Origin of the sequence: Mesorhizobium sp. AR02, assembly GCF_024746835.1 — a bacterium.
Classification (GTDB): Bacteria; Pseudomonadota; Alphaproteobacteria; order Rhizobiales; family Rhizobiaceae; genus Mesorhizobium.
Window position 1 is genome coordinate 5,283,053 of the sequence record NZ_CP080531.1, and the last position, 14,918, is coordinate 5,297,970.

Annotated in this window: 12 protein-coding genes; 9 read left to right on the forward strand and 3 right to left on the reverse strand. The window is 60.3% G+C overall.

Going from position 1 to position 14,918, the window contains the following annotated elements; all coding sequences use genetic code 11:
* Nucleotides 1-8: 8 nt before the first annotated feature.
* Nucleotides 9-872, reverse strand: coding sequence for a hypothetical protein (locus DBIPINDM_RS29755; protein WP_258582545.1), 864 nt, complete (start codon nucleotides 870-872; stop codon nucleotides 9-11).
* On the opposite strand from DBIPINDM_RS29755, the gene DBIPINDM_RS29760 reads away from it, so the two are divergent.
* From DBIPINDM_RS29760 to DBIPINDM_RS29780, 5 genes are all read left to right on the forward strand, one after another.
* Nucleotides 871-1,032: a hypothetical protein gene (locus tag DBIPINDM_RS29760; protein ID WP_258582546.1), complete on the forward strand. Its 162-nt coding sequence runs from the start codon at nucleotides 871-873 to the stop codon at nucleotides 1,030-1,032. The genes DBIPINDM_RS29755 and DBIPINDM_RS29760 overlap by 2 nt on opposite strands.
* A gap of 206 nt (nucleotides 1,033-1,238) precedes the next feature.
* Nucleotides 1,239-1,520, forward strand: a complete 282-nt coding sequence (locus DBIPINDM_RS29765; RefSeq protein WP_258582547.1) for a hypothetical protein — start codon at nucleotides 1,239-1,241, stop codon at nucleotides 1,518-1,520.
* A gap of 1,504 nt (nucleotides 1,521-3,024) precedes the next feature.
* Nucleotides 3,025-3,222: a hypothetical protein gene (locus DBIPINDM_RS29770; RefSeq protein WP_258582548.1), complete on the forward strand. Its 198-nt coding sequence runs from the start codon at nucleotides 3,025-3,027 to the stop codon at nucleotides 3,220-3,222.
* Nucleotides 3,223-3,781: 559 nt separating this feature from the next.
* The gene (locus DBIPINDM_RS29775) at nucleotides 3,782-5,545 is read left to right on the forward strand and encodes a retron Ec67 family RNA-directed DNA polymerase/endonuclease (protein ID WP_258582549.1); all 1,764 of its coding nucleotides are present in this window, start codon (nucleotides 3,782-3,784) and stop codon (nucleotides 5,543-5,545) included.
* Between the two features lie 83 nt (nucleotides 5,546-5,628).
* Nucleotides 5,629-6,574 (forward strand): IS630 family transposase gene (locus DBIPINDM_RS29780; protein ID WP_258582550.1). Its coding sequence is split into 2 segments (ribosomal slippage): nucleotides 5,629-5,967 and nucleotides 5,969-6,574, totalling 945 coding nucleotides; the frame shifts between segments, so codons are not numbered across the junction.
* Between the two features lie 135 nt (nucleotides 6,575-6,709).
* Here the strand turns inward: DBIPINDM_RS29780 and DBIPINDM_RS29785 are convergent.
* Nucleotides 6,710-7,684 (reverse strand): nucleoside hydrolase, encoded by a 975-nt coding sequence (locus DBIPINDM_RS29785; RefSeq protein ID WP_258582551.1) that lies wholly within the window; start codon nucleotides 7,682-7,684, stop codon nucleotides 6,710-6,712.
* 322 nt (nucleotides 7,685-8,006) lie between these two features.
* Here DBIPINDM_RS29785 and DBIPINDM_RS29790 point away from each other — a divergent pair, with 322 nt between their 5' ends.
* From DBIPINDM_RS29790 to DBIPINDM_RS29800, 3 genes are all read left to right on the forward strand, one after another.
* On the forward strand, nucleotides 8,007-9,482 hold the full coding sequence (locus tag DBIPINDM_RS29790; protein WP_258582552.1) for a hypothetical protein: 1,476 nt from the start codon (nucleotides 8,007-8,009) through the stop codon (nucleotides 9,480-9,482).
* A 40-nt stretch (nucleotides 9,483-9,522) separates the two neighbouring features.
* Nucleotides 9,523-10,305 carry a hypothetical protein gene (locus DBIPINDM_RS29795; RefSeq protein WP_258582553.1) on the forward strand — a complete coding sequence of 261 codons (783 nt, stop codon included), beginning with the start codon at nucleotides 9,523-9,525 and terminating at the stop codon, nucleotides 10,303-10,305.
* A 315-nt stretch (nucleotides 10,306-10,620) separates the two neighbouring features.
* A complete protein-coding gene (locus DBIPINDM_RS29800) occupies nucleotides 10,621-11,169 on the forward strand; it encodes a DUF1036 domain-containing protein (protein ID WP_258582554.1) in 549 nt (182 codons plus the stop codon).
* A 91-nt stretch (nucleotides 11,170-11,260) separates the two neighbouring features.
* Here DBIPINDM_RS29800 and DBIPINDM_RS29805 read toward each other — a convergent pair whose 3' ends face one another.
* Complete coding sequence (locus DBIPINDM_RS29805) at nucleotides 11,261-12,919, reverse strand: acyl-CoA synthetase (protein WP_258582555.1); 1,659 nt, start codon at nucleotides 12,917-12,919, stop codon at nucleotides 11,261-11,263.
* Nucleotides 12,920-13,091: 172 nt separating this feature from the next.
* On the opposite strand from DBIPINDM_RS29805, the gene DBIPINDM_RS29810 reads away from it, so the two are divergent.
* Entirely contained in the window at nucleotides 13,092-14,648 is a 1,557-nt protein-coding gene (locus DBIPINDM_RS29810; protein ID WP_258582556.1) for a serine hydrolase, read from the forward strand.
* Nucleotides 14,649-14,918: the final 270 nt, after the last annotated feature.

Sequence of the window (14,918 nt, forward strand, 5' to 3'; positions counted from 1 at the left end):
GGATTGCCCTACTTCCCCGCCATGTGATCCGCCAGCGTCTGCGCTTGAGCCAGCAGCGCGGGGAAGGCCGCATCCGCCGGCAGGCTCTTGCCCAGGCAGGCGCGGAAGTCGTTGTCGCCTTTCGTCCAGGCGGCGTTGGCGGCATCGGATGTGTTTTCGTCGCTGTCGTCGGTGGCCTGCTTGGCCAGTTTCTGGGCGGCGGCGTCGGCGGCGGTCCACACGGCGTCGCAGGCGGCGATCTTCGGGATGGCCGGTGCCGCGGGCGCTTCGGCGATCAGGACGCTGATGCCCTTGACGACCGTGACGACGACCTTCTGGTCGTAGTTCGGCCCGACATCCTGCGCCCAGCCGCCGAGCCGGGCGATCGCCATGTCGGCGCCGTCAGGCTTCTTCAGCGCAAAATCGAGCGTACTGGTGAAGGCGGCGTCGCTGCCGATGGCCTGGGTGTAGAAGGCATCGAGCTTCAGCGCCGCGTCGACGCTGGTGGGCAGTTTGAGATCGGCGTCCGTCTCGGCGGCGCGCGACTTGAGCCAGCGCTCGACCAGACCGCGCGTCGATGCCACGATGCTGGGGCCATCCTCGGTGCCGTGGCGCAGTCCGTCCAGCATGCCGAAGCCGACATCGGAGGAACTGAGGCTTTCGATATTGATCGTGCCGGCCGCCGGAAAATCCTTGACGGTGAAGGGGCCAAGTAGGGTGGTGAGACGCTTTTCGAGATCGGCGCGCGCCTTTTCATTGGCCGCATCGAGCGTTTCCACCGGAGTGTTCGCACTCTCCATCGCCGCGATGGCCGCAATCGCCTTGTCGCGCGCGGCGATGTAATCGTCCTCGGGTGTGGCGGCAAAAGCCGCACTGCTCGCGAGTGCAAACATGACCGTCCAGACCAACCGCATGACAGAACCTTTCTTCGTGGCGGATCAACAGGTCAGGCAGCCATCGGGCAGCTTTGCGGCTATTGCGCGGCAGGAAACGTCGAGGCGAAACATCCTGATCGGGGAGGGACAGCAAGCGCCGCCATTAACCATCAGTTAACTATCCGATCGCCTTTGACTCAAATTTGATGGATACTGTTTCTGGGCCAAACGAGGCTGCTCGAGCGGCTGGAGAAGACAGCAATTATAAGCCTGGCGCGCAGCATTCGTTGGTGTGCTGCAGTCCGGATTAAAGAAAGAAGCGACGGACCACCGTCGCCTTGCGGGAGGCGTCAGCATCACTCTTTGATGAGGATCGCCAGAATAATGAAGATCGAAGATGCGGTTACTGCTGTAACAGCCGAGGCCAGCGCTCTGTTGTCGTGTCTCGGCCAGCCCGTCGTCGCCTATCACGTCACGGCAATCATGCGAGAGGCCGACCTGGAACACGCCCGGCAGATGCAGCTCGCCCTGATGCGGCGAAGCATCGAGGCGCTCGTCGATGACGGCCTGGAGGACGTGGCCGCTGAGCGGTTTGCGTCGCAGTTCGATGGGCGAGTTGGATCGACGTGGAGACTGCTGCACGCTTCGGATGGCGTGGCGCACTGACCTCGGCCAGACGGGCCTCGATCGAGCTCTGATTGTCCGTGTTGCCAATGGCGGATCAATCAAGTCGGCTCCCGCCGGCTGCGTGCGAGAAGCCGTTTCAGGAAATATGAAAATCCCAAGGCAAGTCGCGGACGCCTGGCGCCCCCTATCAGCGCCCTGAGGAGGGCGTGTCTTGCCAAAGTCCGAAAGGGAGGCCTGCTCAACGTTCCATAGCGAGCGCATGAAATCCAAGGAGCAGAAGGGCGGAAAGTGCGTCGCTGGCTAGGTCGGTCACGGTTTTGATAGATTGAGCTGGGAACCGTCCCGATTTGACATCCTCTTTCAGCAACCCGTGGCCATCTGTCCCTCCCATGAAATCGCTGAATCGTATTGCTCTCGGCCGCCTTTGAAACCCTGTCGGCGATATCGTCGGCGATTATAGGATCGTCGCAAAAATGATGTCTCGTGACACCCGACGCCAAAAATAGAGCATGGTCTGTGCGGCCTCTGGCCTTTGGGAGGTTCATCACCATCTCTCGCGATACGGTTTCTGTCGTTCGGATGAGTGCAATTTTCGGTGGGCCGTTACGGTGTCGATCTCGACGATGACTCGAGCGCTAATCTTGACAGTTATCTTACCGGCCTCATCATCGATGCGCGTTACGTGCCCCGTTATCGCCACCTTGTCGCCAGGCTTCGCTTTCCGCGGAGGCTCAATGGCAAATGGGAGGCTGTGGCTTGGAATGCTCACGCACGCTCGGCCACTCCGACGAACCATCAGGATAGTCGCCGTCAGTGCCACCTCATCGCCGATATCTATGCTCCGTCCCATGCTTAGATTCCGGCGCTGATGATGAGTTAATCAATCACTGAACCCCGTTCTGCGTCAGGCGGGCGGGCGTCGAGAGGCGTCGGAGACCAAATACATTCCGATGGCAGACCGCTATATCCATCTGCTTATACGAGTGCCCGCCTGCTGGAGGAACCGACCGAGCTCCCTGGCTCTTAATGCATCTGCTATTTGGCTGATCTTTCTGATCGCCTTATGGTCGTTAGATGCTGTCCGCGCCAACGGCGGACAGCGCAGCCCTAGGCGCATGCGTTGTGTGTTCGCGAAGGCAATCGCATCGCGCTCACGCCTAAATTGGTGGAAAGTTTCCTGGTCGTTCTCGCATACGCGGACAAACCAACCACCAAAACCCTCCGACAGCTCCACGGAGGTTTCGGGGCAATCGCTATCATACTGAGGGTGAACAGGCATGGCGCTTCCTGCATCGCAGCCGAAACGACGTCCCATCAAAAATAACCGTCAACAATGAATATGCTGTGACAGGCACAACGGATAATGCGCGAACGGGCTCTGGATCCACGTCCAGGCCCACGCTTGGACGGCACTGAGGGCGAAGCGACCGGCTACGCGAAGGGTCAACGGGGGATTTTCACCCAGGCGAAATTTCAACCTAAGCCAGCTTGTATGTGTCGAAAAGTTGCACGATTGTCGGTTGTTCGATGATGTGGGTATCCGATGAAGCGTAAGGACAGGGCACGGCCTTTCGTGCCAACTGAGATCCACGTTAGCACCGTCGAGGATGACAGGGGTACGCTCGGTATCCTCTCGATCCAGACGACCGAGGGCATGGTTGAGATCGCGATTGATCGCCAAGCCGCCGACGCGATCGTGAATGCCATCGGCGCAATCCGGACGAAGCTGGACCAGAGCTAAGAAAGCAGGCGGGGCCAAGAGGTAGCGGGAACATATCGAAAGAAATCGCACCGTCCTGTGTTCTGCCAACCCGCGGCAGATGCAACTCGCCCTGATGCGGCGAAGCATCGAGGCGCTTGTCGATGACGGGCTGGAGGATGTGGCCGCGGAGCATTTCGCCTCGCAGTTCCATGGTCGTCTCGGCTCGGCCTGGAGGCTACTGCACGCATCCGACGGAGTGGCGCACTGATCTCGGCCAAACCGTCGTCGATCGAGTTGTCCGTGTTGCCAATGGCATGCCGTCTTGCGGACAACATGTTCACCGCAATTGAATACATTCTGGCTAGTCGATTCGTCGACTGGTAGCAAACGCCTGTTGATAAGCAGGGATCTACCCTTGCATCAGAAATCCCGGTTTGCTCAATCAGTATTGGCTTGCGGATAGATTTTTCTGTGGGGGTTCTTCACAGGTGAAACCAACACGGCCTTAGTGCTGCCCGAAGAGCGACGACGAGAAGCAGCATTATAACGGTATAATGGCAATACGCGAAATCGCGTAGGAGTATCCGCAAGCCACCCAATGAACATCGTATCGCTGAAGCTTGAGCAATACCGAAAGGCAACCAGCCTAATTGATATCGCTAATATTCTGGCGTTGGAGCCGGCGCATATCTCTTTCGCGCTGTACAAGCTCGACAAGCCCGGCTTTGCGGCGAAATATACCGAGTTCAATGTCGCCAAGAAGGCTGGTGGGGTACGCACTATTAAGGCGCCCCACAAAGCCCTGAAGGCAGTCCAGAAACGGCTGGCTCAAGATCTATTGATGATAGAGGAACAGCTCGAAACGACGCGGGTCAAAAAATCCGACTGCATCCTCGCGCACGGCTTCAAGAAAAAGCTTTCCATCATGACCAATGGTGAGAACCATCGCCATCGCCGGTACGTCTTCAATATCGATCTGAAGGACTTCTTCCCAACGATTAATTTTGGCCGAGTACGCGGCTTCTTCATGAAGCATGAGGCTTTCGAATTGCATAAATCTGTCGCAACCCTCCTCGCGCAGATTGCTTGCCACAACAACCAACTGCCTCAGGGTAGTCCCTGCTCGCCGGTAATCTCCAATCTCATTGCAAGCGTTCTCGATATCAGGCTCAACGAATTGGCCCATCGATACAATTGCACTTACACGCGGTACGCCGACGACATCACGTTCTCGACCAGCGAACGGAATTTCCCCACCGTGATAGGTCGGCGCGATGTCGAGAGCATCAACCTGTGGGAGGCAGGACCGAGGCTGCTGAAGGCCATTCAGCGTGCGGGATTCGAACTGAACCCGACTAAGACACGTATGCAGCACAGCTATTCCCGACAGGAAGTGACCGGGGTAGTCGTCAACCAGAAGGTGAATATCGCTGCGGACTACTACGCCGAAGTCGCCGCCATGTGTCATCACCTCTTCATGGATGGCGAGTGCTTTACCAAGATATCAGGCGTGAAGCAGCCTTTTCCCATCAAGAAGCTGCGGGGGCGGCTGGCCTACATCTATCAAGTCCGCGGTAAGGGCCCAAAAATCGCACAAAATGGCGAGGACGGCGAGGCGAAAGGTGCCCAGAGATTTTGGGCCAGCTTCAATCTGTTCGAGCGTTTCCTGAACTACGCCGATCTGTACGCGGTCGACCGTCCTCTCATCCTGTGCGAGGGCGTTACGGACAATATCTACATCAAGTCAGCGATTCAGGCTCTCGCCACTGCTTATCCTACCCTCACCAACCCGGCCGGGGATCTTAAGGTCAAGCTATTCAAGTACACCAAAACCTCGACGGCGGTGCAGCAGTTGGGCGGAGGTAGCGGGGAACTCCTCAAGCTCATCACGAAATACCATCTGCGCACGAAGAAATTTAAAGCGGGCGGCAAGCATCCCCTTGTCGTAATCGTGGATTTCGACGAAGGGTCGAAAACCATCTTCAAGGAGGTCGAGAAAAAGACCGGCAAGAAGATTGGCACCCAGCCGTGGTTTCACTGGGACAAAAATCTCTACATCGTCCCGATTCCGAAAGTAGGCGGGGTCGATACGCCGATTGAACGCCTATTCCCCCAAGCACTTCTCGACGAGCCTTTCGACGGAAAGACCTTCGATATAACAAACTCCGAAAAGGATGGGTCTAAGTTCTTTGGGAAGAAGGTTTTTGCAACAAAAGTTGTCGCTGCCAACAAAGGTACGATCAACTTCAATGGTTTCGACCCTCTCCTGGCCGCCGTTGTTGAAGTGATTGAACATCACAAGACGAAAATGGGATTGCCCCCCAGAGCAGCCGTTGGGCCAGTGGCTGCTGCTGCCCCTTAGAGCGGTTCGCGTTTTATCTGAATCGGGATTCCCAAGATTGAGCAAATCAGATTCGATGTTCTGACCGTTGGAGGTCGGGACAGATGGCGAAGCCTTATTCGATGGATCTGCGAGAGCGGGCACTGGCTCGCCTTGAGGAAGGCGAGACGAGTCGCGAGGTGGCTGCGGCGCTGAAGGTGGCAGTGTCGAGCGTGATCAAGTGGGCGGCGCGCAAGCGTCGGTTGGGCAGTGCGGCCCCTGGCAAGATGGGCGGTCATCGGCCCTATCTGATCGATGGGGAGCACCGTGCTTTCGTCCTGAGCGAGGTCGAGCGAGATGCCAACATAACGCTTCATCAATTGACGGCGGCATTGGCGGAACGGGGTCTCATCATCCACCCTGCGAGCGTCGGTCGCTTCCTGCATCGTGAGGGCAAGAGTTTTAAAAAAAACCATTCTGCCGGCCGAGCAGCTCAAGCCAAAGCTGATGCGCCGGCGGGCGCAATGGATGCGCTACCAGACCCGCATTGACCCTACTCGCCTGGTCTTCCTGGATGAAACATGGGTCAAGACCAACATGGCGCCATTGCGCGGCTGGGGTGTGCGCGGCAAGCGGCTGATGGCCCACGCGCCATATGGTCATTGGAAGACGATGACCTTCATCGCCGCGCTGCGGCATGATCGGGTGGAGGCGCCTTGGGTCATTGACGGACCCATCAATGCGCAGGCCTTCCGCGCCTATGTCGAAACCGAACTCATCAAAACACTGAAGCCGGGTGACATCGTCATTCTCGACAATCTCGGTTCTCACAAGGGCCAAGCCGTCCGCGATATCGTCAGGGCCGCTGGCGCAAGGCTCTTCTTCCTGCCGCCCTATAGCCCAGACCTCAATCCAATCGAGAAGCTGTTCGCCAAGCTCAAGCACTGCATGCGGCGTGCCGCCAAACGAAGCATCCAGGCCGTACACAACGCCATCGCCAACACCCTTGACGACGTTACCCCAAACGAATGTAACAACTACATCGAAAGCGCAGGCTATAAGTCAACCTAAATGCGAACCGCTCTAATATGTGGAATTGGCAGCGAGAGATTTGATGTCTCGAATAAGAGGTACGACGGAGTAGCTGGCAATCTCGACGTTGAAGGACTTCTCCGGCGACTCCTGGCCATGACAAGCCGCCGCCAATCACCCCTTCTGCCTGGTCAACCGCTCCAGCGCATCCACGATCAGGTCACAGAACTTGCGATGGTCGAGCTTCATCGCCACGGTGTGGCGGAAGTCGGTCTGCTCGCTCGCGGTGCCGCCGAAATGGTGCATGCCGCCCATCTCTGCGAAATTGCAGACCGTCATGCCCTTGGTCCAGCGGCCGGCAATTTCGACGCGGATATCGGCCTTCTCGGTGGTGAAGACGCTTCCGTCGATCATGGCCGCGACGCAGCAGGCGTCATGGATGGCAGGATACTCGATCTGCAGCAGGCCGCCATGCGTGGTCGCTATGAACTCCCAGATATCGAGGATGAACTTGGCCATCGGGCCGCCGACGGCGCGCACCCTGTCCTGTAGCTCCGGGGTGGCCAGCGCCTGGTGGGTGAGGTCGAGACCCACCATGGTGACGTCCCAATTCGCCCGGAACACCACGTCGGCGGCCTCCGGGTCGGCATAGACGTTGAACTCCGCCGCGGGCGTGATGTTGCCCCGCGTAAAACTTCCGCCCATGGCGACGACCCGCTTCACCCGCTCGACGATGCATGGCTCCTTGCGCATGGCGAGGGCGATGTTGGTGTAGGGACCGACCGGAACCAGCGTGATCGTCTTCGGCTCATGCGCCATGACGGTGTCGATGATGAAATCGACGGCATGCCGCTTGTCGAGCTCGAACGAGGCGGGCGGCAGCACGGGGCCGTCGAGCCCGGTATCGCCGTGGATCTCGACGGCCAGCACCTGATCGATGATGAGCGGGCCGGGAGAGCCCTTCGCCACTGGCACCTTGATGCCATAGGCAGTGCATACGGAAAGCGCATTGCGCGTGGTGTTCTCGACATTGTGGTTGCCCGAAACCGTGGTGATGCCGAGGAGGTCGATCTTCGGGTTGCCTGCCGCCAGCAGGATGGCGATCGCGTCGTCGTGTCCTGGGTCGCAGTCCAGGATGATCTTTTCCATGGTGGGCACCTCCCTTGTCGGCCGAACCTGTGGGCACAAGAGGCTGGCGCGCCCGAGCCGTCAAGGTTTTGGTGCTCGGCCGATCCAGGCCGCACCGCTGCCGGCGTAAGTCTGGTCGCGCGCCCGCCGGAGCATGCTCAGCGCCGCTGATTGGAACAGAGCCGTCTTACGGGCACTGGGCAGCGGAAAAGTTTCGTTCGTTCGAATGACAACAAGCAGGGAAATAGAAGATAGCGTCTGGGTGACGCGGCATCCGGCGCCGTGGCTCAAATAAAGTGGAGAATACGATCGCGGTGAGGGTCGCGCCAGGTGAGGTCAAGTGATGAATCATTTGCAAGGTACCACGTCAAAATATCCACGCTGTGACTTCACCTTTACTAAACGACGGCCTTTGATTTTACTTCACGGGATACGTGGCATGGGGTGGAACGCCGTGCTATCCCTCATTTCTTCAATCCTCATGTTGCTGTTGGCGTCTCCGGCAAACAGTCAGCTGGCACCCGATGCGTCCGCGACTGCCGCAGTCAACGGCCGTTCGCCGGTCGCGGTTTCGGACCCCACGGATATCGCGAAAGAAGCGGGCAAGGTGCAACCCGGCGCGGTCGGAACCGACATATTCAATCTGACGCTCAGTGAAGCACAGGCCCTCAAGGGCGCGCAAACGTTGCCCGGCGAGGATGAGCAGGCCTTGCGCCGCGAATTGGCCGCGGCACGGGCTGAACTGGCCAGGCAAGCGCAGGCCCTGAAAGAGCAGCAGCAAACAGACGAAACGCTCACGCTCAATCTGGAGACGGCGCAGCGTGCCATCGAAAATTTCAGGGCGGAAGCCAGTCTCTGGGACAGCAAGAAAGGCGCGATGCCTGAAGCGCACCCCTCCACGGATGCCTCTCAGGCTGCTGCGAACCAGGCGCTTGATGAGGAGCGCCATAAGGGTGAGCTCCTGGGACAAGAACTCGCCACGGCTCGTCAAACGATCGATGCTCTCAAGACAGGCGCAAATCTGGCCGTAGCGGAGCAGGCCAAGGGCGTGAAGGACCGGCAAGTGGCCGACGCCGCTGCGAACCAGGCGCTTGATGAGGAGCGCCATAAGGGTGAGCTCCTGGAACAAGAACTCGCCACCGCTCGTCAAACGATCGATGCTCTCAAGACAGGCGCAAGTATGGCCGCGATGGAGCAGGCCAAGGCCGTGAAGGACCGGCAAGCGGCCGACGCCGCTGCAACGCAGGCGCTTGATGACGAACGCCATAAGGTTGAGCTCCTGGAACAAGAACTCGCCACGGCTCGTCAGACGATCGATGCTCTCAAGGCAAGCGCAAATCTGGCCGTAGCGGAGCAGGCCAAGGCCGCGAAGGACCGGCAAGTGGCCGATGCCGCTTCAAACCAAACTAGAGAAGCACTCGAATTGGAACGTCAACGAGCAGATTCAGCCATGCGTGACCTCGACAGTGCTCGCAAGGAACGCGATGCCTTGAAGCAGAGCTCGATAGACTTGAGTGCGGCGCTGGACCAGGAGCGTGAAAGGGCTAACGGCTTGGCCCGCAGCCTCAGTGCCGCGCGTGAGGAAATCGACAGCATCAAGGACAAGCGTCGGACCGCGGCCGTGGTGCGCGCGCCCAAAGCAGGTACCCCCAAGACTGCGTTGGCAAGTTCGTTGCCGCGTGCGGTCGCCCTACCGGCCCGTAAGCCGGGCTTGCCGAAAAAACGCAAGGTGAAGGGTCCAAAGTCGCCGCAACCTGTCCTGCTGGCAACCATCGCTCTTCCCGCCGCATTGCTGCCAACCCGACCACTTTCGCCGTGAAAGACAGGGGAGCGAAATGTATGGCGCAGGGAGGGTGACAATGAAAAAATACGTCGCAGCCGCGTTGACGATCGGTATCGCAATCGGGCCTGCCTCGGCTCTCGATGCAGGTTTGGGCGGTAACATCGGCGGTCTCGGGGTCGGTGCTGGAGTGAGCGCCGGTTCGCAAGGCGCATCCGTAGGGGTGGGCGCAAGCGTCGGCGGTGTTGGCGGAGCAAACGTCGGAGCTTCGGTCGGCGCAGGCAACGCAGGCGTCAGCGCCAGCGGCAACGTTGGCAACACGGGCGTCAGTGCCAGCGGCAATGTTGGCACCACAGGCGGAGGCGTTTCGACGGGTGTCGGTCCGGGCGCCAATCCGTCTGCCGAAAGCGGATCGGCGGCCGCGCCCGGTGGTCAGGCCGCTGCCACGACAGCCACTGGCTCTTCCACAACAGCCACCGCCTCTGCCACGACAGCCACTGCCTTTACCAAGACCGCCAGGCAATCGATCGCTCTGCCATCCATCCTCAGGCCTTCGAAAGCCGGTCAGGGCGACCTCACCAGAGGATATCCCTTTGCACCCCTGGAAGCACTGAAAGCGAAACCCGGAACGCCAGCCGCGGTCGTGCTGGCCTGCCGCACGGCGATCATGTCCGCTGCCAAGCCGCTTGGCGCCGTCCGTGTCCGCGCAGTCAGCGCAGGTGCCTTGCGTCAACGTGGGGGTGCACTCCTGGCGCCGATCAAAGTGCGAATAGACTATGCAGGACGAGGTGGCATCGAAGTCCGGCAAGCGCAAGTCGGTTGTCGCCTCGATACTGCGGGCAGGGTCACAGCGGTAATATAGCACCAAACCTGGGCACATGGAGCTCCGCCAACAGCGCCGATGCCCATAGCCTTCGACGGCGGCAAGCAGGACATGGAAGCGAACCCATGCTCGCCAAGGATCACGAAACGATTTTTCGCCGCATGTCCCGTTCCCGGGCATCGGGCATATCGAGAAAGGCGATGATGCCTTCAAATGGGCGCCAAGTGACAAGCCACTGTCCACCTGATATCTCTATGGTCCGACCTGCGCCGGCCGTCATCGCAAGTTTGGTGAGCGATAGCGTAACCCACGAGACCTCCGCGAACTCACTTGTCTTGACTGGCGGGAAGAGAATTGGATCGTTCGGACCGCTCCGTCGCGATGGGGGTTAGCATGTCTGCCTCAAGACGTGTCATTTCGGTTCTATCGCTCGCGCTTCCCTTGGCGATATACGCAGAGCGCGCTTCGGCTGAAATAAAAATATGCAATAATTTTTCGCAGACGGTTTATTTTTCTATAGGTTACGCCCAGCCGGGCTACGATTCCTTTATGTCTCGCGGATGGCTTATATTGAATCCGAACGGCGGTTGCGACCAGTTCGACAGTGCGCTTCATCTTTCTGTATTTTGGTATTATGCGGAAACAAACTCATACTACGTACGAAAACACGTAAGAAACATGAATACGTGGGGGGCCGTGCACCCGGACAAACAGTTATGGGTCGCGCAGCACTCGTTTAATATCATTGATAATCCAGGTATGGGTCGGCCATCCGATCCGGGAGCGAAACTGGTCGGCTTTACCAAGTCGATTGAAGCCAGCGGGTCCGAACTGAATGAGACGCTGACGATCGAAGCGGACGGGATCAACGTCACGCAGAGCATCAAGAACGATAGCCAATAGTTTTGTTCGGCCGAGCCTCGAGCCTTCATGGCAGGTGGGTTTTGACAGGCCGCTTTTGGTGCAAGGCGAAGCTTCGACCTTTGAGGCCGCTTCACCCCTTCCGCTTCTCCACCTCCGCCTTCCTCAGCAGGAACCGCTGGATCTTGCCGCTCGGCGTCTTCGGCAATTCGCTGACGAAATCGATCTCGCGCGGATAGGCGTGGGCAGAAAGCCGCTTGCGGACATGCTGCGTCAGTTCCTCGGCCAACTCCGGGCTGCCCTGGTAGGCCGGTGCCAGGATGACGAAGGCCTTGACGATCTCGGTGCGCTGCGGGTCGGGCACGCCGACCACGGCCGCCTCGTTGACGGCGGGATGTTCGATGAGCGCGCTTTCGACGTCGAAGGGGCCGATGCGGTAACCGGACGAGGTGATGACATCGTCGGCGCGGCCGATGAAGGAGACCGAGCCGTCCGGCTCGTATTCCACCGTGTCGCCGGTGCGGTAATAGCCGCCTACAATCGCCGGCGTCTGCTCCTGGTGATAGCCGTCGAACCAGCGCAGCGGCGAGTTGGCGATATCGACGGCGAGGATGCCGGGCTGGTTCGGGCCGAGTTCCCGGCCTTCGTCGTCGAGCACCACCATGCGGTAGCCCGGCATGGCGAAGCCGGCGGACCCCGCCCGCACGGTATGCGCGAGGCCGTGATGGTTGTTGACCATCATGCCGTTCTCGGTCTGGCCGTAATGGTCGTGAATGGGGGCGGCGAAGTGGGCGTCGAACCAGCGGATCACTTCCGGGTTGAGCGGCTCGCCGGCGCTGCTCACCACGCGCAGCCGGCCCTTGATGCGGGCGGCGGCCTCAGGTCCTTCGGCGAGCAGCAGGCGGAAGGCGGTGGGCGAGCCGGCGAGGCTGGTGACGCCGAGCCGCTCGATGACGTCGTAGGTGCTTTTGGCCGCGAAGGCGCCTTCGTTGAAGGTGGTGGCGATGCCGAGCAGCAGCGGACCCGTGATGGCGTAGTAGAGGCCATAGGCCCAACCGGGATCGGCAATGTTCCAGAAGATGTCGTCGGGGCGAAGCCCGATGGCGTCGCGCATATAGGCGCCGAAGGCGAGCAGGGCGCTGAGCGGCACCGGCACGCCCTTGGGCAGGCCCGTCGTTCCTGATGTCGACATCATCATGAACAGGTCATCGCCCTTGCGCATGACGGGTTCGCAGTTCGGGGAGGCGGCGGCGAGGGCGGCGCGGAAGTCGATGTCGCCTTGGGGCAAGGTATCGCCGGGGCCGAGAATGGTTGCCACGCGCGGGCAGGTCTCCATCTCGTCGAGCTTGCCGCGATTGGCCGGATTGGTCACCACCAGCTTTGCGCCGCTATAGTCGAGCCGATGCTCCATCGCCTTCGGTCCGAAGGCGGTGAACAGCGGCTGGTAGACCGCGCCGATGCGCCAGGTGCCGAGGATCAGCGCCACCAGTTCGGGAATGCGCGGCAGCATGCCGGCCACGACATCGCTGGGGCTGACGCTCAGTTCCTTGAGCAGATTGGCGACGCGGCCCGACATATCAGCGAGTTGGTCGAAGCTGAACTCGCGCAACTCGCCACTGGCGGAGATTGCGCGCAGCGCCAGCCGGTTCTCACCGGTGTGGCGGCCGCAGCATTCGACATAGGCGTTGATGCCGGTTGCCGGGTCGCCATGAAGCCGCGCGATCTCATCCTCGATGCGAAAGGCCGCAACGGCATCCTCGTAGCGCGGCAAGCCGGCTTCTTTGCTGGTCATGTCAGTCCTCCCTGGCGGCGCTCCATCTCCCCATGGCGCACCATCATCGGTCAGATTGCCTGAAATCGTGGTCATGGTCGATTGCGACGAAGGTGGACCGCCGGGCAGGCATTGGCCTCGTTTGCACCGGCCTGTATTATAGCCAGGTGAATGCAGGAGAGGAGGCTCGAGCGTGCGACTGGATCGGAACCTCTGCCATTGGCGAATCTGGGCCTGCATCGCCGTACTGGCGCTTTGGTCGCGTGCTGCGTCGGCCGACACCATTACGCCAGAGCGCATCGCTGTTGCCCTTTCGAAGCTCGAAGCGCTCGCCCAAGGTGCCGTCGCGGACGGTGCCGTGCCCGGTCTCGCCATCGGGGTGGTGCACGGCGATGAAGTGATCTTCCTGAAAGGTTTCGGGCATCGCGAGGCAGGCAAGCCTGAGGCCGTCGACCCGGACACGGTGTTCCAGATCGCGTCGCTTTCCAAGCCGGTCTCCGCCACTGTCGTGGCGGCGCTGGTCAGCGACGGGATCGTGTCCTGGGACTCGAAGATCGCCGACCTCGATCCGGCCTTCCGGCTGGCTGATCCCTATCCAACCAGCCAACTCACCGTCCGCGACCTGCTTTCGCACCGCAGCGGACTGCCCGGCACCGCCGGAGACGACCTCGAGGACATAGGCTATGACCGCGCCGAGATCCTGCATCGCTTGCGGTTCGTGCCGCCATCGTCGAGCTTTCGCGCCGGCTACTCCTACAGCAATTTCGGACTGACAGAGGGCGCCATCGCGGCCGCCATGCCGACAGGCAAGCCCTGGGAGGAGGTCGCCGAGGAGAAGCTCTACCGTCCGCTTGGCATGGTCTCGACCAGTTCCCGTCATTCGGACTTCGTCAAGCACACGGACCGTGCCGCGCTGCACATCAAGGTCGATGGCGCCTGGGTCGCCAAGATAGAGCGCAATCCGGATGCGCAGGCGCCTGCGGGCGGCGTCAGTTCCACCGCGCGCGATCTCTCGCAATGGATGCGCCTCATCCTCGGCAACGGGGTCTATGCCGGCAAGATGCTGATTGCCGCCGATGCGCTGGACCAGACGCATGTGCCGCTGATGACGCGGGGCAAGAACCCTGTCTCCGGCAGCGAGTCCTTCTACGGCCTCGGCTGGAATGTCGAATTCGGCCGGCATGGCCTGAGCTGGGGCCATGCCGGTGCCTTCAGCGTCGGCGCACGCACGCTGGTGACGATCTTTCCGCAGGAGAAGCTTGGCATCGTCATCATCGCCAACGCCTTCCCGACAGGTGTGCCGGAAGGGCTGTCCGACAGTTTTGCGGACCTCGTCTTCGAGGGTTCGGTCGAGAAGGACTGGGTCAAGGCATGGGACGGCGTCTACAACGGCATGTTCGGTCCGGTGGTCGAGGCGGCCAAGGCCACCTATGCCGCGCCGCCATCTCCGGCAAGGCCGGCCGCACCGGCCAGTGCCTATGCTGGCCGCTACACCAACGATTTCATCGGCGATGCTGTCGTGGCGAGCGCGGGAGACAGCCTTGTGCTCAAGGTCGGCCCGGCCGGCGCCCGGTCCTACTCACTGACACATTTCGACGGCGATCTTTTCCTGACTTTCCCCGATGCCGAGACACCGGACAGGCCAACCGGCGTGAGCTTCGTCGTCGGCCCCGACGGCAAGGCGTCGGCGATGACCATAGGCTTCCTCGACGACAACCATCTCGGCACGCTGCGGCGCGTGGGTGATTAAGGGCTGACAGGGGCAACAAGTGGCGTCGGGTCGCAGCTCTTGTGCCGCAGCTCATCGTTCCAGATATATTTGCCCGATGTCGGATCGTCGCAAAGATCGATGCGATGGTTCACTGCGCCGCACTGCCACAACACGATCGCGATGGGCGATAGTGCCAGCGCTGGAAGGAGCCCCCATCTGACAAGCGATCGGATTTTTCTCACGGCGCATCCTATTTCTACAGAGATGACTTTACGAAAACGACGTCCGCTTTGCGCCGCATGCACGAAC

Coding starts and splice junctions, on each gene's coding strand:
- DBIPINDM_RS29795 (WP_258582553.1), top strand. CDS start 9,523: ATGAAAAAATACGTCGCAGCCGCGTTGACGATCGGTATCGCAATCGGG.
- DBIPINDM_RS29805 (WP_258582555.1), bottom strand. CDS start 12,919: ATGACCAGCAAAGAAGCCGGCTTGCCGCGCTACGAGGATGCCGTTGCG.
- DBIPINDM_RS29755 (WP_258582545.1), bottom strand. CDS start 872: ATGTTTGCACTCGCGAGCAGTGCGGCTTTTGCCGCCACACCCGAGGAC.
- DBIPINDM_RS29790 (WP_258582552.1), top strand. CDS start 8,007: ATGAATCATTTGCAAGGTACCACGTCAAAATATCCACGCTGTGACTTC.
- DBIPINDM_RS29785 (WP_258582551.1), bottom strand. CDS start 7,684: ATGGAAAAGATCATCCTGGACTGCGACCCAGGACACGACGACGCGATC.
- DBIPINDM_RS29770 (WP_258582548.1), top strand. CDS start 3,025: ATGAAGCGTAAGGACAGGGCACGGCCTTTCGTGCCAACTGAGATCCAC.
- DBIPINDM_RS29760 (WP_258582546.1), top strand. CDS start 871: ATGACCGTCCAGACCAACCGCATGACAGAACCTTTCTTCGTGGCGGAT.
- DBIPINDM_RS29765 (WP_258582547.1), top strand. CDS start 1,239: ATGAAGATCGAAGATGCGGTTACTGCTGTAACAGCCGAGGCCAGCGCT.
- DBIPINDM_RS29775 (WP_258582549.1), top strand. CDS start 3,782: ATGAACATCGTATCGCTGAAGCTTGAGCAATACCGAAAGGCAACCAGC.